Source organism: Aestuariimicrobium kwangyangense DSM 21549 (assembly GCF_000421525.1).
Lineage (GTDB): Bacteria > Actinomycetota > Actinomycetes > Propionibacteriales > Propionibacteriaceae > Aestuariimicrobium > Aestuariimicrobium kwangyangense.
In genome coordinates, this window is record NZ_ATXE01000002.1 from 220710 (window position 1) to 239473 (window position 18764).

Genomic DNA, 18764 nt, shown 5'->3' on the forward strand with positions numbered 1-18764 from the left:
GCTCAGCGGCCGCTGACGTCGTCGAGTTGGCTCAACAGGGTGACGTCGTAGCCCTCCCGGCGGATCTTGAGGTCGAGGGTGATCAGCGCCACCAGCGCGGCCACGACGGGCGCGCTCACGATCGAGGGAATCGCGTTGGCGGCGACCTGGGCCACCCCGTAGACCCCGAGGTTGGCGTCGCCGGAGGAGGCCGAGCCGACGCCTTCGAGCCCCAGACCGAGGACGAGTTGCAGGGGGAAGGAGATCATGCCGGTGACCATCGAGAGCACCACCTGCACGAGGAAGAGGGCACCGAACACCCGCCAGAAGTAGCCCTGGGTGAGTTCCCAGGACTGCTTGACGGCGGCACCCGGGGAACGGGACGACCAGACGGTCTCGGTTCCGGCGGCGACCGTCCTGACACTCACGAAGATGGTGCCCACCAGCGCCAGCAGCAGGACCACGATGCCGGCCATCACCATGATCGCCACGGTGCCACTGTCGGGGGTGGTCGATCGGACGAAGCCGACGACGATCGCTGCCACCGCACCCCCGGCGAGGAGGGCCGGCAGGCTGGCCAAAAGGAAGACCAGCAGACTGGTGCCGAAGTAGGGCAGGACTCGGCCCTTCACGGCCGCCCACACCTGCGAGATGCCGGGCTTGCGGCCCAGGACGGCCTCGCGGGTGGCATGGATGACCATCGGTCCGACCAAGGCGGTACCGATGGCCATGGGCACGGCGCTGACCATGGATCCCACGACGAGTCCGATGGACTCGGCGACGTCGCGGCCCAGTGCGGACGAGGTGGCGACCGCCTGCTGGATGCCCAGGGTGACCGGAACGGCGACCAGCAGGGCGACCACCTGCATCAGCAGGCTGACCAGGATGGTCGCCTTGGGGTTGTGCCTGATCACCGCGACGGGGCCGGTGAAGAAGTCACTGAACTCCAGCGGCTTCAGGGCCAGGATGCCCGGCTTCACCACGTTCCACAGCCCCCGACCCCCGTAGGTCGGTTGGCCGTAGGTGGGTTGCCCGTAGGGCTGTTGCCCATACGCCGGTTGCCCGTACGCGGGTTGCCCGTACTGCGGCTGCACCGGAGGGGCCTGGCCCCACGTCGGCTGCCCGTATCCCGAATTCCCGTAGCCCGATTGCCCGTACTGCGGCTGGACCGAGGGGGCCTGGCCCCACGTCGGCTGCCCGGCCGAGGGCTGACCTGCGGGAGGCTGACCGGCCGAGGGCTGGGAACGGCCTGACCAGGCCTGGTTCCACGGATCCTCCGAACCTGGTGCCCGACCCCAGCCGGGGTCCTGACCGTACTGCGACACCGATCCTCCTCGAAGCGATCACGACCGCGGCGGACGTGATGCTTGACGCTACCAATGGCAGCGGTCACCTGCGGCTGAGGCGCTCCCGCCAGCGACGCCACTCGCGTGCCAGGGCATCGGGCCACGGGGGCACCACTCGTCCCTCGGCGGCGTTGAGCCGACGCACCTTCGGCCGCAGGGCATAGACGCCGACGAAACCGATGGCGAACAGCACCAGTTGGGTCGACCACGCGACCCGGAAGGCGGCGGGGGTGTAGCCACCCGCCAGGTCGAGCACCACCCCGAACAGCAACATGCCTGCCACTCCGAAGACGAACGCCCCCATGATCACCACACCGGTGGCGGTACCGATCCGGCTGGCCAGGTTGCGGGTGCGCGCGACCTCGATGCCGATGTTCGAACCGGCGGCATTGGCCGACAGGGCCACCATCCACAGCACCAGGGCCCACAGGGGTGGACGCTCGAAGGAGAGCACGACCCCCAGCGCCACCACGTTGGCCGCTGCCACGGTCAAGGAGAAGTTCGAGAGCCTCAGCGGGTGGCGCGGCGCCAACCAGCCGATCAGCGGCCCGCACACCATGCCGGTGACGACCAGCAGCGCGAACAACAACGACGTCTCACCGGCACCCAGGCCGACACCGCGATCGAGATACGGGTAGCCCCACATCATGGCGAACACGAGCCCGGGGAAACCGGCGACTGCGTGCAGGAGGAAGCCGAGCTTGGTGGCGGGGTTGCGCCACACCTGCCGGGCAGTGTCGATGAAGCTGAAGTCGCCGTCGACGTGGGAGTGCACTCGCTGTCCGTCGGGCCGGTTGCGCAGCAGCGACCAGGAGGTCGCCGCGGCCACCAGGGAGACGACCGCCAACAGCGTGAAGGCGGGCGTCCACCCCCGCTGCCTGAGGAAGGCCGCGAAGGGGATGGTCGAGATCAACTGCCCGACCTGCCCGAACATGCTGGTGAGTTGAACCAGCATCGGCACCCGGCGGGCGCTGAACCAGAACGGCAGCAGCCGGATGACGCTGGTGAACGTCATGGCGTCCCCCATGCCGATCAGCACCCGGGCAGCCACTGCCGGAACCAGCGACGTCGAGTTCGCCAGGCTCAGTTGGCCCAGCGCCATGATGGCCGCTCCCGAGCCGATGACGACCCGCGACCCGAACCTGTCGGCCAACAACCCGGCAGGAACCTGCATCGCGGCGTAGGTCAGCAGCTGCACGACCACGAACAGGCTCAGCACACTGGCGAGGACGTGGAACCGCTCCGTGGCGACCACGCCGGCCACCCCGAAGGACGACCGTTGCCAGATGGCCGAGATGTAGACGACCACGGCCAACAGGTAGACCGACCAGCTGCGGCGGGTGTCGAAGGCGTGGTTCACGCCTCGCACCCTAGGCCCCAGCCGGCCGGTCGCCCCCGATTCGTCCCCCTGCTGGGACGAGCGCTCACTGCTCGGAGAGATCCTCGGCCAGTTCGTCCCAGCTGGTCTGGTCGAGCACCCAGTCACGCACCTCGGGCATGTCCTCGAGGTGGTCGACGATGTACTCCGAGTGCCGCTCGAGCTGGCGCTCGCACCAGGCCTTCAGCTCGGCCATGCCGCGCACCTTGCGCTTGGAGTTGTGGATGGCGTCGATCACCAGGTGGTACCGGCTGGCCTGGTTGCGCACCACCATGTCAAAGGGGGTGGTGGTCGTGCCCTGCTCGATGAATCCGCGGCAGTGGAACCGGTCGACGTCGGGGCGTCCGTGCACCAACTGGTGGATGGTGCCCGGGTACCCGTGGAAGCTGAAGACCACGTCGACGTTGTCGGTGAACAGTTCCCGGAACAGTTCGGCGGTCATCCCGTTGGGGTGGTCCTTGGGACGGGCCAGGGTCATCAGGTTGACCACGTTCACCACCCGCACGGTGAGCTGCGGGAGCCGGGTGCGCAACAGGTGTGCCGCCGCGACGGTCTCCATGGTGACCACGTCACCGGCACACCCCAGGATGATGTCGGGGGCTGCCTCGGTCGACAGGTCTTCGTTGCCCGCCCAGTCCCACACGCTGGCGCCGCGGCGGCAGTGCTCGTTGGCCTCGGCCAGGGTGAGGTACTGCAGTTGCGGCTGCTTGTCCTGCACGATCAGGTTGACGTGGCTGCGGCTCGAGAAGGCGTGGCGAGCCACCGACAACAGGCAGTTCGCGTCCGGCGGCAGGTAGATGCGGGCCACGTCGCCCCGGTGCTGCATGACGTTGTTGATCAGACCCGGCCCCTGGTGGGAGAACCCGTTGTGGTCATTGCGCCAGGCCGTGGACGACAACAGGATGTTGAGGCTGGGCACCTTCGCGCGCCATGACAGGTGACTGGCCTCCTCGAGCCACTTGGCGTGCTGGATGGTCTGGCTGGCGCTCACCATCGCGAAGGCCTCGTAGGTGGCGAACAGCCCGTGCCGCCCGGTCAGGTTGTACGCCTCGAGCCAGCCGTGGCAGTTGTGTTCCGAGAGCACCTCCATCACCCGGCCCTCCGAGGAGAGGTGCACGTCGTCCTCGGTGACGGCCTCCTGCCAGTCCCGGTCGGACACCTCGAAGACGGCACCCAGCCGGTTCGAGTTGGTCTCATCGGGGCAGAACAACCGGAAGCTGTGGGGATTGCGTTCGTACAGGTCGCGCATCAGCGCACCCAGCACTCGGGTGGACTCAGTACGGGTGGTCGCCGGTGCGGGCACCTTCACCTCGTAGTCGTCGATGTCGGGCAGGTCGAGGGGTTCGGTCAGCAGCCCACCGTTGGCGTGGGGTTGGCGGCTCATCGCCTTCGTCCCGACGGGGTTGTTGCGGGTGACGAGCTCGACGGGTGCACCCGACTCGTCGAACAGTTCCTCGGGCCGGTACGACTCCAACCATTGCTGCAGCATGCGCAGGTGCTCAGGATCTTCCTTGACGCCGGCCAGCGGCACCTGGTGGGCACGCCAGGTGCCCTCGATCAGGGTGCCGTCGACCTCGTGGGGACCCGTCCAACCCTTCGGTGAACGCAGGATGATCATGGGCCAGCGTGGACGACCCGTCCGCCCCCCACCACCCGAGCGTGCCTCGGCCTGGATCTGGCGGATTCGGCCCCATGCGTGGGCGAGTGCCTCGGCGAACCGGGCGTGCATACCGGGAAGGTCGCCGCCGTTGACCTCGATCACCTCGTAGCCGTGGCCCTCGAACAGGCTGCGCACCTCCTCGGGCGGCTTGCGGCTGAGCACGGTGGGAGCGGCGATCTTGCCGCCGTTGAGGTGCAGCACCGGCAGTACCGCTCCGTCGTGCACCGGGTTGAGGAAACTGATCCCCTTCCAGGAGCCCTCGAGGGGGCCGGTCTCGGCCTCGCCGTCGCCGACGACGGCGCAGGCGATCAGGTCGGGATTGTCGAACACGGCACCGAACGCGTGGATGAGGGCATAGCCCAGTTCGCCACCCTCGTGGATCGAGCCGGGGGTGGTCACCGAGGCGTGGGAGGGGATGCCGCCGGGGGCCGAGAACTGGCGGAAGAAGGCCTCCAGCCCCTCGCCGTCCCGGTGGATGTGGGGGAAGTACTCGGTGTAGCTGCCCTCGAGCCAACTGGCCCCGGTCAGTGCGGGACCACCGTGACCGGGTCCGGCGAGGTAGATCATGTCCTGACCGGTGTGGCGGATCAGCCGGCTGGCGTGGGCGTAGATGAAGGCCAGGCCCGGGGAGGTTCCCCAGTGGCCGAGCAGGCGCGGTTTGATGTGCTCGGGTGCCAGGTCGTCCCGCAGCAGGGGATTGGCCTGCAGGTAGATCTGGCCCACCGTGAGGTAGTTGTTGGCGCGCCACCACGCGTCGACGGTGGCGAGGTCGTCGTCGCTCAACTGCGACAATTCCTGGGCGAGGTCCTGGTCACTGCTCATGCCCCCACTCTGGTGCAGTCGAGCCGACCGTGGGGCGCGTTCACCAGAATGTCGTGCGACTCAGTCCAGCAGGTCGAGCAGGGCCCGTTCCAGGGCCGTCTGGCGGGCCGTCGGGGAGCGGTGTCTGGCCCGGGCCGCGTCCCCGATCGTGGTGCCCGACTCGTAGAGGTCGATGATGCGCGGGTCGATGTAGGACGAACGCGCGATCGCCGGCGTGTTGCCCAGATAGGACGAGACCTCCATCACCGCCTGCTTGACGGCGCGCTTGCGTGAGGCCTCGCTGGTGCCGGGTTCGTCGGTGGTGGCGAGCACCTCGGCGGCGATCACACCGGCGTGCCAGGTGCGGAAGTCCTTCGCGGTGAACTCGCCGTCGAACAGGTCGGCCAGGTAGGAGTTGACGTCGGCGCTGGTGAGGTCGCGCCAGCCTTCACCCGAGGCCAAGGTGTGGTTGCCGTCATGGTGGGCCAGCAGTCGGATGCCACCCTTGCGGGCGCGCATCTGGGCCAGGGCTGCGACCGCGTCGGGGTCGGACACCTCGATGGTGTGGACGATCCCCGACTTGCCGACGAACGAGAACACCAGGTCGTCGCCCCGACGACGCACGTGGCGCCGCTCGAGAGTCGTCAGGCCGAAGGAGCCGTTGGCATCGGTGTAGGCATCGTTGCCGACACGGAAGTAGCCGACGTCGAGCAGCCGCACGGCGGTGGCGCACGCTCGCTCCTTGGTGAGGCCCTCGGATCGCAGGTCACGGGTGATCTGCGCACGGGCCTCCGGCAGGTGGTGGGCCGCGGCTGCGACGCGCTGGAACTTGGCCCGGTCCCGTCCCGCCCTCCAGTCGGGGTGGTACAGGTACTGTCGGCGCCCCGCGTCGTCGGTGCCGACGGCCTGCAGGTGGCCGTTGGGCAGAGGGCAGATCCACACCTCGCGCCAGGCCGGCGGGATGACCAGTGACTTCACCCGGGCGATGTCGTCGGCGCCGAGGGGGCGACCCGACTCGTCGAGGTAGCGGAACCCACGCCCCGATCGGCGGCGCTCCCAGCCGGGTTGGTGGCTCGAGACCCTTCTCAGTCGCATGATCGCCTCACAGCCCCGGTGACTCGTGGCTCACGCCGCCGTCGACCGTGATGGTCTCGGCGGTCAGGTAGCTGGCGCCGTCGCTGGCCGCGAAGAGCACGACACTGGCGATCTCGTCCGGACTGGACACCCGCCCCAGGGGGATGGCCTCCTCGAGGGCCTCAGCGAGCTTGGGTTCGTCGAGGGTGACGGCGTTCATGGGCGTTCGCACGGCGCCCGGGGCGACGTTGACCATGCGGATGCCGTGGCCCGCGAGTTCGACGGCGCCGTTGCGGGCCAGCATGCGCATGCCTCCCTTGCTGCAGCAGTAGATGGCGTTGCCGGGCATGGGCCAGTCCTCGTGCACGGACGAGACGTTGACGATCACCCCGCGGCTGCGTTGCTTGATGAACCGCTTCGCGGCGACCTGGGCACCGAAGAAGGCGCCCTTCAGGTTCACCGCCAGTTCGAGGTCGTAGTGGGCCTCCGTGGCCTCGAGCAGTGAACTGCGGGTCTCGACTCCGGCGTTGTTGACCCACACGTCGAGTCTCCCGAACTGGTCGACGGCGGCGCCCACCAGACGTTGCAGGTCGTCGACACGGGTGACGTCGGCCCGGACCGCGATCGCCCGGCCGCCGGCCTTCTCGACGTCGGCGATCAGGCGGGCGTTGGGGGAGTCGTCCCCCACGAAGTCGATGACCACGTTGCAGCCCTGGCCCCCGGCGGCCCGACAGATGGCGGCACCGATGCCGGTGTTGCCCCCGGTGACGACGACCGTGCGCCCGGCGAGACTGGGGTAGACGTTGGGGACGAGCCTGGCTGCCATGGGTGCTCCTTCAGGAGGGTTGGACGGTGGGTGGCTGGGGCCGGGTGCGGGCGGCGCCCGTGTGGCGGGTCTCGGTCTGCTGCACCTGGTGGGTGGCGCGCTCGATGACCAGGTGGGCGACCATCGCGGTCCAGCCGGTCTGGTGGCTGGCGCCCAGCCCCTCACCGGTGTCGGCGTCGAAGTACTCCGAGAAGGTGGGGTGGTCGAGCCAGAGCGGTCCGTCCCCGCGGTCACGGGGGGTGCTGGCGGGCCGTCCGTCGGGGCCGGGGGCCCAGAGGGCCACCAGCCGGTCGGAGAGCTCGTCGGCGATCTCGGCCAGGGTGAGGTGGCGACCCGACCCGGTCGGGAACTCCACCGGGTTCTTGCCGCCGACCCCGTCTCCGCGGTGACGGAGGGCTTCGATCAGCAGGCAGTTGAGCGGGAACCAGATCGGTCCTCGCCAGTTGGAGTTGCCGCCGAACATGCGGCTGTCCGACTCCCCGGGCAGGTAGCGCAAAGACATGTCCTGGTCGAGCAGTCGCACGGTGAGGCCGTCGCGGTAGGCGGCCGAGAGGGAGCGGATGCCATGGTCGGAGAGGAACTCGCCCGGGTCGAACACCCGGGCCAGCACCCGCGGCAGACGCGGTGGGTCCACCAGCGACAGGGTCTGCAGGTGGCCGTCGTCCGATCGTTCGGTGAGGATCCAGCGGGCGAGGTCGGGCCGGTTGTCGACCAGCCATCGTCGCCGCCGCGTGAACTCCGGCAGTTCGTCGGCCACCCACGACTGCGTGTTGGCCACGGCCAACAGCGGCACCAGTCCGACCAAGGAGCGCACCGGTACCCGCTCCACCCGGTTGTCGGGGCCGACCAGGGTGTCGTAGAAGAAGCCGTCGTCGTCGTCCCACAGCGAGGCGCAGCCGGTGCCGAACCGCTCCATCGCCTGGCAGATCGACAGGAAACGGTGGAAGTGCGTGGTGGCCGTCTCGTCCCAGGCAGCGTCGGTGCGCGCCAACTCCTGGCTGATGCGCATCATCACCAGGGTGTGGAAGGCCATCCAGCTGGTGGCGTCGGACTGCTCCAGCCGCCAGCCGTCGGGTACCTGTGTCGACCTGTCGAACAGCGAGATGTTGTCCATGCCGAGGAAACCGCCCTCGAACAGGTTGTTGCCGGCCTCGTCCTTGCGGTTGACCCACCAGCCCGAGTTGAGCAGCAGCTTGGTCATGATCCGCACCAGGAAGGCACGGTCCCAGGCCCCGTCGGCCAGGTAGACCTGGAAGGCCGCCCAGGCGTGCACGGGTGGGTTGACGTCGCTGAACCGCCACTCGTAGGCGGGGAGTTGGCCGTTGGGGTGTTGGGCCCACTCGCGGCACATGAGCAGCAGTTGGTTCTTGGCGAAGGCAGGGTCGATGTGGGCCAGGGCGACGCAGTGGAACGCGAGGTCCCAGGCTGCGAACCATGGGTACTCCCAGTCGTCAGGCATCGAGATGACGTCGGCGAGGTCGAGGTTCGTCCAGTCGGTGTTGCGACCGAGCGGCTCGTCGGCCCGTCTCGACTCCGGTGGCGGGGGCTGGGCCGGGTCACCCTCAAGCCACTCCTCGACCGAGTAGCGGTAGATCTGCTTGCCCCACAACAGTCCGGCGAAGGCCCGTCGGCACAGGTGCCGCTCGTGCGCGGACGAGTTCTCGGGCATCACCGCCTCGTGGAACTCGTCAGCCTCGGCGCGTCGCTCGGCCAGGGTCTGGTCGAAGCCGGGGCCGAACGGGTCGTCCAGGTCGCTCTGGCTGTGGGTGAGCCTCAGCCGCACCTCGACGCTCCCACCCGGTGGCACCGTGCGGAAGTGGAACCAGAACCCCACTTTCGTGCCATGGGGTTCGGGCCGACAGGCATCGGCCTGTGCGTGGACGATGGCCCGGTTGATCGCGTCCTTGGGGTGCGGCGAAGGGTTGGGTTGGCCCCACAGGTCCTGGGCGTTGGACTCGTTGTCGCACCACAGCACGGTGGGCGCCCCGACGACGGGGGAGTGTTGCACCGCGAGCCGGTACTCGCCCAACCACGCGTGGCTGCTGCGCACCTCGGTGTGGCCCGGGTGCTCGTCCCCGCCGCTGATCGAGGCCTTGCGGTCGTCCCGCCCCCAGACCCAGGTGTTGCGGAACCAGTACTGGGGCACCAGGTGCAGCGGTGCTGCGTCCGGGCCGTGGTTGGTGGCCGTGACGACCATGCAGATGTCGGTGGCCTCGGCCTTGGCGTGGGTGATGGTGATGTCGAAGAAGCGGTTGTCGGCCAGCACGCCGGTGTCACTCAGTTCGTACTCCCGGTCACCGGTGCCGCGGCGGGCGTTCTCCTGGACCAGGTCGGAGTACGGATAGGCCGCCTGGGGGTAGCGGTAGAGGAACTGCCCCCACGCGTGGGTCGGCAGCGCGTCGAGCGGCCAGTAGTACTCCTTGACGTCCTCACCGTGGTTGCCCTGCGGGTTGGTGAGCCCGAACGGACGCTCCTTGAGCCGGTCGTCCTGGCCGTTCCACAGCGCGACGGCCAGATTGGCAAAGCCGTAGCGGTCGGTGAGCCCGGCGATGCCGTCCTCTCCCCAGCGATAGGCGCGCCGGTGGGCGTGGTCGAAGGGGAAGTGGCGCCAGGCGTCGCCGTCGGGGGAGTAGTCCTCGCGGACGGTGCCCCACTGCCGGGCGGACAGGTACGGCCCCCAGCGGCGCCAGGCCGAGTCCTGGTCTGCCGAGGTCGAGAGGCGACGGCCCTCAGCCGTGTGCTCCGTGCTCACGGTTTGGAGCGTAGCCACAGGCCCAAGCGCCGGTGTGGAATTGCACACATACGACAATTATATAAGAATATGATGCATGAGTGAGCAGATCGCCGATGAGGTGCTGCGGGCCGTGGCCCGCATCAACCGGTGGGCCAGTTCTCGTTCGACCTTCGAGTTGCCCACGGCGCAGGCGCGCCTGCTGGGCCACATCGACGACCTGCAGCCGGTGCGCGTGACCACCCTGGCCGCTGCCGACCACTCGTCCCAGCCGGGGGTGACGGCGCAGGTCAACCGCCTGCAGGAAGCCGGGCTGGTCGAGCGCGTCGCCGACGACACCGATGCCCGGGCCTCGCTGCTGCGTCTGACCAGCAAGGGTGCCCAGAGCCTGGCTCGCACCCGCCACCAGCGCGCCCGGACGCTCGCACCGTTGCTGGACGAGTTGCCGCCCGACCAACTCGACGACCTGCGTCGCGGGTTGGCCGTGCTGACCGACCTGCTCACCCCGACAGCCCCCACGTCCCGGAAGGACTGAACCTCGTGCGTCGAACCGCCCGAACTGCCCGAACCAGCGGAACTGCCCGAACCAGCGGAACTGCCCCAACCAGCGGAACTGCCCGAACCAGCCGTGTCAGCGTGGTGCACCAACCCCGCACCGTGTGGGCTGTCGCCTTCGCCTGCGTGATCGCCTTCATGGGCATCGGTCTGGTCGACCCGATCCTCAAACCCATCGCGGACGACCTGAGCGCCACCCCCTCCCAGGTCTCGCTGCTGTTCACCTCGTACAACGCGGTCATGGCCGTGGCGATGCTCTTCGCCGGGTGGGTGTCCAGCCGACTGGGGGCCAAGACGACCCTGCTCGTGGGGCTGGCGATCATCATCGTCGGGGCGGGCGCGGCGGGCATGCAGCACGCCATCTCGGGCATCGTCGCCTTCCGGGCCGTGTGGGGTCTGGGCAATGCCATGTTCATCGCGACGGCCCTGACCACCATCGTCACCGCCGCGAAGGGATCGGTCGGGCAGGCCATCATCCTCTACGAGGCGGCCCTCGGGCTGGGCATCGCGGCCGGACCACTGCTGGGGGGCGTGCTCGGTGGCATGTCGTGGCGCTTCCCGTTCTTCGGGGTCAGCGTGTTGATGACCATCGCCCTGGTGGCCACCGCCCTGGTGCTGCCCTCGGCCCCGCCCACCGGCGAGAAGACATCGGTGACGGCTCCGCTGCGGGCCTTGGGCCATCGTGGTCTGCTCACGGTGGGGCTGACGGCCTTCCTCTACAACTTCGGGTTCTTCACCCTGCTCGCCTTCACCCCCTTCCCCCTCGACATGGATGCCCATGGCGTCGGGCTGGTCTTCTTCGGCTGGGGCCTGTTGCTGGCGCTCTCGTCTGTGCTTCTCGCACCGCTCGTGCATCGCTGGGTCGGCACCGCTGTGGGACTGGTCTCGGCGCTGGCACTGTTCATGCTGATCCTGCTGGTCATGGGTCTGTTCACCGACCACAAGGTGGTGCTGGTGGTCGGGGTCGTGCTCGCCGGAGCGGCCCTGGGGGTCAACAACACCCTGATCACCGAGACGGTGATGAAGATCTCGCCGGCACCGCGTGGGGTGGCGTCGTCGGCCTACAGCTTCGTCCGGTTCATCGGCGGGGCGATCGCACCGTGGCTCGCCGGTCGGCTGGGCGAGCGGTCGGTGCACGTGCCGTTCTTCGTCGGGGCAGGGGCCGTGCTGCTCGCCATGGCGGTGCTGTGGACGGCCCGTGACCTGATCCACGCGCTCGACCAGGCGCCCCACCACGGGGCCGAGCCCATCGACTCGGAGTTCGAGGCCCGCGCCGTCAGCGTGGGCGATGCCTGAGCTGGACGAACAGCGTGTGCAGTCTCTCCACGGCCCGCGGGTGCAGGTACGCCACGAACGCCGGGTACTGCAGGGCGAGCACCAGCAACTGGCGCGCCGTGACCCGTGCCTCCACCTCGGCCGGGTCGAGCCCGCGTCGCGCGGCGTAGTCCGCGATCACGGTCGTTCGTGGGACGACGTCGAGGTTGGCGGCCGCCCTGGTCAGCAGGAACGCGAGGTCATCGGTTCCTCGTCCGATGCCGGCGCTCTGCCAGTCGACCAGGAGCGGATCGCCGTTGTCGGTGACGACATTGCCCCAGTGGCAGTCACCGTGAACGAACTCCTCCTCGCCGGCGGAAGCCAGCAGTTCCAACCCGTCGCGGTCGTCGAGCACGCGCTGCAGCTTGGAGCGGGTCTGGGGGGTCGACCAGAGCAGGTCGAGAGCCGGACGATCGGCGACCGGGTCGAGCCCGGACCAACCCTGGTACCGCCACAGCGAGTCCGAGGGCGCGTCCAAGGGCATCGGCGTCGCGTGCAGTCGGGCCAGCAGCCCGACCAGCGACGTCCACAGGGACAGGCTCGGGACGGGGTGCTCCGGTGTCAGGGCCGGCCGGTGGGCGCGCATCACCACCACCGTGTGCTCTGCCGTCACCTCGCTGGCGAGCACGCGGGGCATCGGGATGGGCAGGTCGAGCCCGGTCAGGGCAGCGAACTCGCGTCGCGCGCGACCGGTGGCCTCGTCGGAGTCGTGGACGGTGATCTTCACCACCACGGCCTGGCCGTCGCGCACACCCGTGACGACAGTCGAGCCCGACATGGAGCCCGGCAGCAGCGGGTGGTCGTCCAGGACGACGCCGTGCCGGTGCGCGACGTCGGCGGGGGTCACCCCTTGGGCCACGACTGGGGGGTCGGCTCCGCCGTGTTCTCCTCGGCGTCGGAGTGGTCGGTCCAGGAGTCCTTCGGTCGGTAACCCAACTCGAGCATCGTGTTGGTCATGTCCCAGCGCCGGTTCGGGTTGTCGGAGATGGCGTAGTACAGCCCGAACCGCGTCTCCGCCTCGATGGCGCGGCGCACCACCTGCTCGGTGTCGTCGGGGCTGAGCCACATGGCACGCAGCAGGTCGAGGTCGGTCTCATGGGTGTCGGGGCTGCTCCAACCGATGCGCAGCGCGATGAAATCGATGCCGTACTCGTCGTGGTAGAAGCGTCCCAAGGCCTCCCCGAAGATCTTCGAGACCCCGTACAGGGAGTCCCCGCGGGGCAGGGTGTGGGGATGCACCGGCCACTCACCGTGCCGGTCGTACATGCCCATCGCGTGGTTCGACGAGGCGAACACGAACCGGCGCACCCCAGCCTCCCGAGCCGCCTCGAGGGCGTTGCGGAAGCCGATGATGTTGGCCTGCAGCACGTCGTCCCAGGTCGAGTCGGGGGAGGCTGAGCCGGCCATGTGCACCACGGTGTCGACGCCGTCCATGAGCTTCAGGGTGTCGTCGTAGTTGGTGAGGTCGGCCAGCACCAGGTCGTCAGGATCGTCGTCGTCGGGGTGGCGACCCTGCAGGACGAGGTCGTAGTCGCCGCGCAGGCGCTGGGCGAGCAGCTTGCCGATGCCCCCGGTGGCGCCGGTGATCAGGATGCGTCGTCTGGTCATGGTGCAATCCTTCCAGAGCCCGCCAGGATCACCACCGTGGCTGCACCAACCCTCGAAGATCGGGGGTTGGTCGAACAACGGTGGTGATCCTGGCGCTCAGTCGTCGTCCTTCTGTTCCTTGGTCCGGCCCTCCTTGGAGCGTCGCTTGTTCACGGTCGCGGCGGCGATCTCCTCGGCGCGGTCCTTGGAGCGTCCCTGCTCCTTCTGTTCGGACTCCTTGATGTGCTCGTACTGCCGTTCGTCCTTGTCGGACCATTCCTTGGGCATGGCTCCTCCTGTGTCGACGGATTGGTGTCGAGACTAGGACACCGTTCGCGGTTCGTCAGGGGTCAGCGCGGGATCGGCCGTCGTGCAGGTTTTCGACGACACGGGTGCAGTTGCTGGCACCTGCCTAGGGTGGGTGGCATGAGCCATGAATCATCAGAGTGGGGAAGCGACTTCGGCGAGGTCGAGCGTGACCGCAGCGAACGCGAACTCGCGGAGACCGCACTGGACGACCCGACCGACACCGACAACGAGCCCTGGAGCCCGCCCGAGCGGCAACCGCGAGGGGCCGAACTGGCGGCCAACGACCCCGGTCAGGAAGAGACGATCGACCAGCGGATCCTGCAGGAGGAGCCGGAGGAGGGCACTGCCTACGGCGCGCCTGACAACGAGGCTGGCGATGAGCCAGTCGACATGGTCGGTGGGGACGACCCCGATGCCATACCGGCCGAGACTGATGTGCTGGGTGTCCCGGCGTGGGACGAGGACGACGAGCGCCTGCGCGACGACCCCTTCGGTGGTCCCGAGAAGGCAGCCCTGCACGAGGTGGACGACCCCCGCTGACGGCAGCGCCGGAGTCATCTGGTTCGTCGGTTCCAGGTGCATCGGCGGCATTGGTGCTTGGCTGTGGTCATGGCCACCTATTCCGTGAACCATGACGCGGTCGAGTTCGTGCGCGACCTGATCGGCAAGAAGCAGTACGTGCTCGACAGTCGTTGGGACGAGGTGCAGCCCGACGCCGAGCGTCAGAACACCTATCTCGAGCACCATTCCTGGGACGAGTACGGCCGCTGGTTCCTCGGGCTGACCGAGGGTGCGACCGACGAGACGAAGGGACGCTTCGCCTTCGCGGTCGGCGACTTCCGTCGTGTGCATCGCAGCGCGTTGATCGCCTGCGTGTTCAGGGCCTCGGAGTGGCACCACAAGTCGGTGGAACTTGCCGCCCACGAGTTGCTGCAGTTGCTGGACGAGACCTCAGGCGGGTAGCAGCCGGAGTGCGCGTTCGGCCATGCGATCGGCCCGCTCGGGTCGCCAACCGAGCCAGCCCTGCGCGAGGTCGGGGTGACCACCTGCGAGGACGGCTTGCCGGAAGTCGAGACAGGCGAGCCACAGGGGCTTGATGGCCATCACCCCGGCCAGCCGTTGCCGCTCCTGCTCGGTGAGGGTGACGTGTTCGGCGTAACCCTCGACGGCCGCCTCGACATGTTCATCACCCATCTCGGACGAGGTGGTGAGCAGCCATGCCAAGGCCGGTAGGCGGGGACCGAGCGCGGCGCCGGCCCATCCGACCACTCGGAGGTCACCGGGTTCACCGACGACGGCCCAGGTGTGGAAGTTGGGATGGGTGAGCGCCTCGGGGAGACCCTCACCGTCGTCGGCCCGTTCGACCAAGTGACGCAACACGTCGAACCCGGCTCGATCGGCGGCGGTGACGGAGTCCTCGGCGTCGACCAGGAACGACATCGCTGCGAGCAGGTCCTGGGCCGGTCGTCCGCGGTGCCGCCCATCATCGCCGTCCTCGGCACCGCCCCGTCGGGTGGGTCCGTCGGGCGGGGTGATGCCGCCGACGGGAAGCGTGTGCAGCCTGCCGAGCAGCGCCCCCAGCTCGCGCTGCACGCTGGGGGAGAGGGCTCGTCCGTTCTCGTCGGTGGGTCGTCCGCCCGGGATCATCGTGGTGAGCAGCACAGTGGCGCACTCGACCTCGACGACCGGCTCGGGGGTGGCGAGTCGCTCCGCGGGGTAGCGGTGGGTGGCGAGGAACCTCAGGATCTCGGCGTCACCCTGCACCAGGACGAGACCGTCTGCTGTCGAGGAGCGCACCCGCGCGATCCAAGCTCGGCCGTCTGCCAGGCGCACCACCAGGGTGGACGGGTGGTGGCCGGGCCACGAACCGCGCGGCTTGGTGTCGGCGTCCTCGTCGATCGGTGCGATCGACTGCACCCGGACGCCGTACTCGCGCTCCAGCGCGGCGCCGACGGCCGCACGGTCAAAGGTGGGAGCCGCGTTGACGGTGTGGCGTCGTCCGAGGTCGCGGTCGGACTTGGCTCGGGTGTAGCGCGGATGGGGGAGGGGCGTCATCAACCGAGCGTCACACGGGTGCGAGCGGTAGGTGCGGTTTGGGCGGGTATTCGATCGTGATCTCGTCACCCGGTGCTACCTGGCCACCGCGGGAGACCACCCCCATCACTCCTGCGAGGCGGACGACGGTTCCGTCGCCGTCGTTGCGGAGCACCTGCTTCAACAGCCCCGACTGGAAGTCGTTGATCTGACTGCACGGGTTGCGCAGGCCCGTCAGGGTGACCACGGCGCCACCCATCGCCAGGCGGGTGCCCACCGGGAGACCGAGCAGGTCGACACCGACGGTGGTGATGTTCTCGCCGAGGTCACCGGGGTGCACCTCGTGGCCGGAGTCGGTCAGGGTGTCGAACAGTTCCTGGTGCATCAGGTGCACCTGTCGAAGGTTCGGGGTCGAAGGGGCCTTGGCTACGCGTGATCGGTGCTTCACCGTGGCGCCGGAATGGGCATCGCCCTCGACGCCCAACCCCTCGACCAGGGTCACGTGGTCGTGCGTCTGCTTGCTGAACGAATGGGACGGACTGCTGTGCACCGCCATGACTCTCGCTGTCATGGGGCCATTCTGCCCGACGTGGAGTGTGGGAGTCAGGAGCGTCCGATGCGGTGGCGCAGCACGTGGTTGGCGGCTGCCCGCCCGGACGAGATGGCACCCTCGATCGAGGCGTTGCCGAACTGGTCACCACACAGCACCGCAGGCCCCACGATGCGGATGCGCGACCCCGGGAACGTGCCGGGCGGCATGGCCGGCAGCGTCTGGGCGATGTGGTGGGTGGCCAGGGTGCGCCAGGTGGAGGTGTCGACGCCGTAGATGTGGGCTGCGTGGTCGCGGACGGACTGCTCCCCATCGGCTCCTGCCCCGTCGGTTCCTGCACCGTCGCCATCGGGTGACTCGCCACCGGACAGGGTGAGGCAGGCGACCAGGTGCTGGCCGGGTGGGGCGTAGTCGGGTGCCGCCAGGCTGACGACGCTGGTGGTGACGATGGGTCCTCGTCCGAACCCGTCGACGTGGATGGCCGCGGTGTCGCTGGGGGATCGGTCGGTGGCGAACCACCAGGTCGTGGTCGGGTGGGCGTCGACATCGGGCTGTCCGGTGAGCTCGGAGGTGGTGGTCAGGCCGGCGGCCACCACCACGGACGAGGCGGTGAACTCACCCTGGTCGGTGGAGACGACGCCACCGTCGAGATCGAGGTGCTCGACCCTGTGGTGGGGCCGCACGTCGAGACCCTCGGCCATCGCCGCGGGCAGTGCCTGCATGCCACCGGCTGGCAGCCCGGGGGTACCGAGCGCGAACATCGACGCGAGCCAAGCCGTGAACCGGGCGGAGGTGGACCCGTCGGACTCACACACGACACCGGCCAGGAACGGATCGACGACGCGTCGACGGAGGGGACCGGTGAACCCCGCACGGTCGAAGGCGTCGGCACGTGAACGGTCGAAGCCTGCCAACTGCGGGATGACGCCGGCGGCCATCAGGTCTCGGGGGCTCACCAGTCCGGTCCGCAGGTCGCGAAGGGCTGCCGAGGGACGACGGGTGGGGTCGGCCAGTTCGTCCAGCCTGTCGGCGCGGCGCACCCTCACGGCTCGTGGGAAGGACTGCATCCGCAGGGAGCCCATCACGCCGGTGCGGCGCAGGTGCGGATACGCCGGGTTCAGCACCTGGAAGCCTCGATCGACGAGGAATCCGTCGACCCGGTCGGTGGCCACCCGGCCACCCACCCGATCGGACGCCTCCAGCACGAGGGGCTGCAGTCCCTCGTCGCGGAGTTGTCGCGCGCAGGCAAGGCCTGCCAGGCCGGCACCGATGACGATGACTTCGTGGTCGCTCATGGGTTCATTGTGCGTGCTGGTGGTGGGGGAGCGGGGTGGCCACGTTGGATGGAGTTGCGCACGGCGGTCCAGCCGACCCGCCCGAGTGCTGGAACACTGGGAGGTCCACAGCCGGTCATCTCGGGGTGGACGCCAGTCTGGAGGATCACATGCCGTCGCATGTCAGAACAGTGCCCCGAAGCCTCGACCTCGGACTTCTGGTCGTGTCACTGATCGCCGCGATCGCGGCATGGATTGTCGCGCTGAGCTGGGTCTGCGCCACCGACCGTGGTGAGGGTGCTCCTCAGTGGTGCTTTCCTGCCGTCAAGGGGTCGCATCTCGCGCTCTTGGTTGTCGGTTCGAGTCTGTTCGTCGCTGGCTGGATCGCCATGGCGACCGGTCGGCGAGGATCGCGCGGGCTGAGTCGGGCGTTCCTGGTGATGAGCCTGGCGGTCTCGGTTGCAATGGCGATCACTGCCTCCGCTTAGATCGGCCTCACTCGATTTGAGCCCATTGACGCCCGGACTAACCTGTCGTTGTGGGCTGGTGGGTTTTTCCCGACCCATTCATGGTCAGCGTCGATGGGGGCAGTGATGAGGCGGAGCATTCCGGTCCTGTGCGGGGCCTTCGCTGTTGCATTGGCGCTGGCGTCTGGGGCTACGGCGGTGGCTGATCCTGCAGATGACTTGGCGGCCGCTCAGGCGAGGAAGCTGGCCCAGGTCGAGGCCGAGGGCGGCTACCAGCCAGCCCCACCGTCGCCAGATGACCCGGAAGTGATCTGGAGCAACGCGTTGGGGTCCTGCTACGAGATGCTGGTCAAGGTCGAGGAAGGCATCCCAGCCACGTTCAAGGCGGGCAGCGAGTGCCCCGACCCAATGGGGAAGGGGGCCGTCGTCTACCTAGCAGGTGGCACGGAGGCTGTCGCCAAGGTCGGCCCGGGCGTGGTGAGCGATGCCAAGTCGGCCGGTTTCACCATCCAGATCGTGCCAGTGAAGTACAGCACCCAGCAGCTCGAGACCGTGATGGAGGGAAGGTCACGGTGGTCGCCCCGGATTGAGAAGGTCCTCGGTCCAGGGTTCGTCGGCATCGGGATCTCCTCGAAGGACAACGCGATCGTGATCTCCGCTGAGCGCTCCGCCACCTGGACCGAGGCCCAAGCCGCCGAACTGCTCGGCGTGCCAGTCATCCGGATCGATCGCACCATCCCCCTCGCGTCCAGTTCGACCGGGTGACAGGGTTCATCACGGCGAACCCTCCAATTCGTGGGGTTCAACGGCATGCCCTGCAGCGAGCAGGATGTTCGACGCGTGTCGCCAGGTGGTGAGGATCCACCCGCGCCGGACACC

At 68.7% G+C, this 18764-nt stretch carries 18 protein-coding genes; 6 read left to right on the top strand and 12 right to left on the bottom strand.

The features are described 5' to 3' along the window. Window positions 1–2 precede the first annotated feature (2 nt). From H507_RS0107590 to H507_RS15485, 6 genes are all read right to left on the bottom strand, one after another. A complete protein-coding gene (locus tag H507_RS0107590) occupies window positions 3–1304 on the bottom strand; it encodes a hypothetical protein (RefSeq protein WP_022910121.1) in 1302 nt (433 codons plus the stop codon). 64 nt (window positions 1305–1368) lie between these two features. Further along, window positions 1369–2685: an MFS transporter gene (locus tag H507_RS0107595; protein WP_040438026.1), complete on the bottom strand. Its 1317-nt coding sequence runs from the start codon at window positions 2683–2685 to the stop codon at window positions 1369–1371. Between the two features lie 64 nt (window positions 2686–2749). Continuing rightward, a complete protein-coding gene (locus tag H507_RS15480) occupies window positions 2750–5185 on the bottom strand; it encodes a phosphoketolase family protein (protein WP_022910123.1) in 2436 nt (811 codons plus the stop codon). A 60-nt stretch (window positions 5186–5245) separates the two neighbouring features. After that, window positions 5246–6259, bottom strand: coding sequence for a DNA topoisomerase IB (locus H507_RS0107605; protein WP_022910124.1), 1014 nt, complete (start codon window positions 6257–6259; stop codon window positions 5246–5248). Between the two features lie 7 nt (window positions 6260–6266). Then, window positions 6267–7064, bottom strand: a complete 798-nt coding sequence (locus H507_RS0107610; protein ID WP_022910125.1) for an SDR family NAD(P)-dependent oxidoreductase — start codon at window positions 7062–7064, stop codon at window positions 6267–6269. Between the two features lie 10 nt (window positions 7065–7074). Beyond that, on the bottom strand, window positions 7075–9816 hold the full coding sequence (locus H507_RS15485) for an MGH1-like glycoside hydrolase domain-containing protein (RefSeq protein WP_022910126.1): 2742 nt from the start codon (window positions 9814–9816) through the stop codon (window positions 7075–7077). A 76-nt stretch (window positions 9817–9892) separates the two neighbouring features. Here H507_RS15485 and H507_RS0107620 point away from each other — a divergent pair, with 76 nt between their 5' ends. Together H507_RS0107620 and H507_RS0107625 are read left to right on the top strand one after the other, a co-directional pair. Continuing rightward, complete coding sequence (locus H507_RS0107620; protein ID WP_022910127.1) at window positions 9893–10330, top strand: MarR family winged helix-turn-helix transcriptional regulator; 438 nt, start codon at window positions 9893–9895, stop codon at window positions 10328–10330. Window positions 10331–10431: 101 nt separating this feature from the next. Beyond that, window positions 10432–11646, top strand: coding sequence for an MFS transporter (locus H507_RS0107625; protein WP_022910128.1), 1215 nt, complete (start codon window positions 10432–10434; stop codon window positions 11644–11646). Here H507_RS0107625 and H507_RS0107630 read toward each other — a convergent pair. The 3 genes from H507_RS0107630 to H507_RS17950 form a co-directional block, all read right to left on the bottom strand. Next, a complete protein-coding gene (locus H507_RS0107630; protein WP_022910129.1) occupies window positions 11627–12523 on the bottom strand; it encodes an aminoglycoside phosphotransferase family protein in 897 nt (298 codons plus the stop codon). The two genes, H507_RS0107625 and H507_RS0107630, sit on opposite strands and share 20 nt — an antisense overlap. Further along, window positions 12508–13272: an NAD-dependent epimerase/dehydratase family protein gene (locus H507_RS0107635; RefSeq protein WP_026377936.1), complete on the bottom strand. Its 765-nt coding sequence runs from the start codon at window positions 13270–13272 to the stop codon at window positions 12508–12510. Before H507_RS0107635 ends, H507_RS0107630 begins: the two co-directional genes overlap by 16 nt. A gap of 96 nt (window positions 13273–13368) precedes the next feature. Then, window positions 13369–13539: a hypothetical protein gene (locus H507_RS17950; protein ID WP_022910131.1), complete on the bottom strand. Its 171-nt coding sequence runs from the start codon at window positions 13537–13539 to the stop codon at window positions 13369–13371. A 138-nt stretch (window positions 13540–13677) separates the two neighbouring features. On the opposite strand from H507_RS17950, the gene H507_RS15495 reads away from it, so the two are divergent. Together H507_RS15495 and H507_RS0107650 are read left to right on the top strand one after the other, a co-directional pair. Continuing rightward, window positions 13678–14100 carry a hypothetical protein gene (locus tag H507_RS15495; RefSeq protein WP_022910132.1) on the top strand — a complete coding sequence of 141 codons (423 nt, stop codon included), beginning with the start codon at window positions 13678–13680 and terminating at the stop codon, window positions 14098–14100. Window positions 14101–14169: 69 nt separating this feature from the next. Then, complete coding sequence (locus H507_RS0107650) at window positions 14170–14523, top strand: hypothetical protein (RefSeq protein WP_026377937.1); 354 nt, start codon at window positions 14170–14172, stop codon at window positions 14521–14523. On the opposite strand, the gene H507_RS15500 is transcribed toward H507_RS0107650, so the two are convergent. Genes H507_RS15500 through H507_RS0107665 form a run of 3 tightly spaced genes read right to left on the bottom strand, consistent with a single transcriptional unit; the run spans window position 14512 to window position 17439 of the window. Further along, complete coding sequence (locus H507_RS15500) at window positions 14512–15615, bottom strand: phosphotransferase family protein (RefSeq protein WP_022910134.1); 1104 nt, start codon at window positions 15613–15615, stop codon at window positions 14512–14514. The two genes, H507_RS0107650 and H507_RS15500, sit on opposite strands and share 12 nt — an antisense overlap. Before the next feature lie 10 nt (window positions 15616–15625). Beyond that, on the bottom strand, window positions 15626–16165 hold the full coding sequence (locus tag H507_RS0107660) for an MOSC domain-containing protein (protein WP_026377938.1): 540 nt from the start codon (window positions 16163–16165) through the stop codon (window positions 15626–15628). 32 nt (window positions 16166–16197) lie between these two features. Beyond that, window positions 16198–17439, bottom strand: a complete 1242-nt coding sequence (locus H507_RS0107665) for an NAD(P)/FAD-dependent oxidoreductase (protein WP_022910136.1) — start codon at window positions 17437–17439, stop codon at window positions 16198–16200. 203 nt (window positions 17440–17642) lie between these two features. On the opposite strand from H507_RS0107665, the gene H507_RS0107670 reads away from it, so the two are divergent. After that, a complete protein-coding gene (locus H507_RS0107670) occupies window positions 17643–17906 on the top strand; it encodes a hypothetical protein (RefSeq protein WP_157438923.1) in 264 nt (87 codons plus the stop codon). 177 nt (window positions 17907–18083) lie between these two features. Further along, the gene (locus tag H507_RS0107675; protein ID WP_026377939.1) at window positions 18084–18650 is read left to right on the top strand and encodes a hypothetical protein; all 567 of its coding nucleotides are present in this window, start codon (window positions 18084–18086) and stop codon (window positions 18648–18650) included. Window positions 18651–18764: the final 114 nt, after the last annotated feature.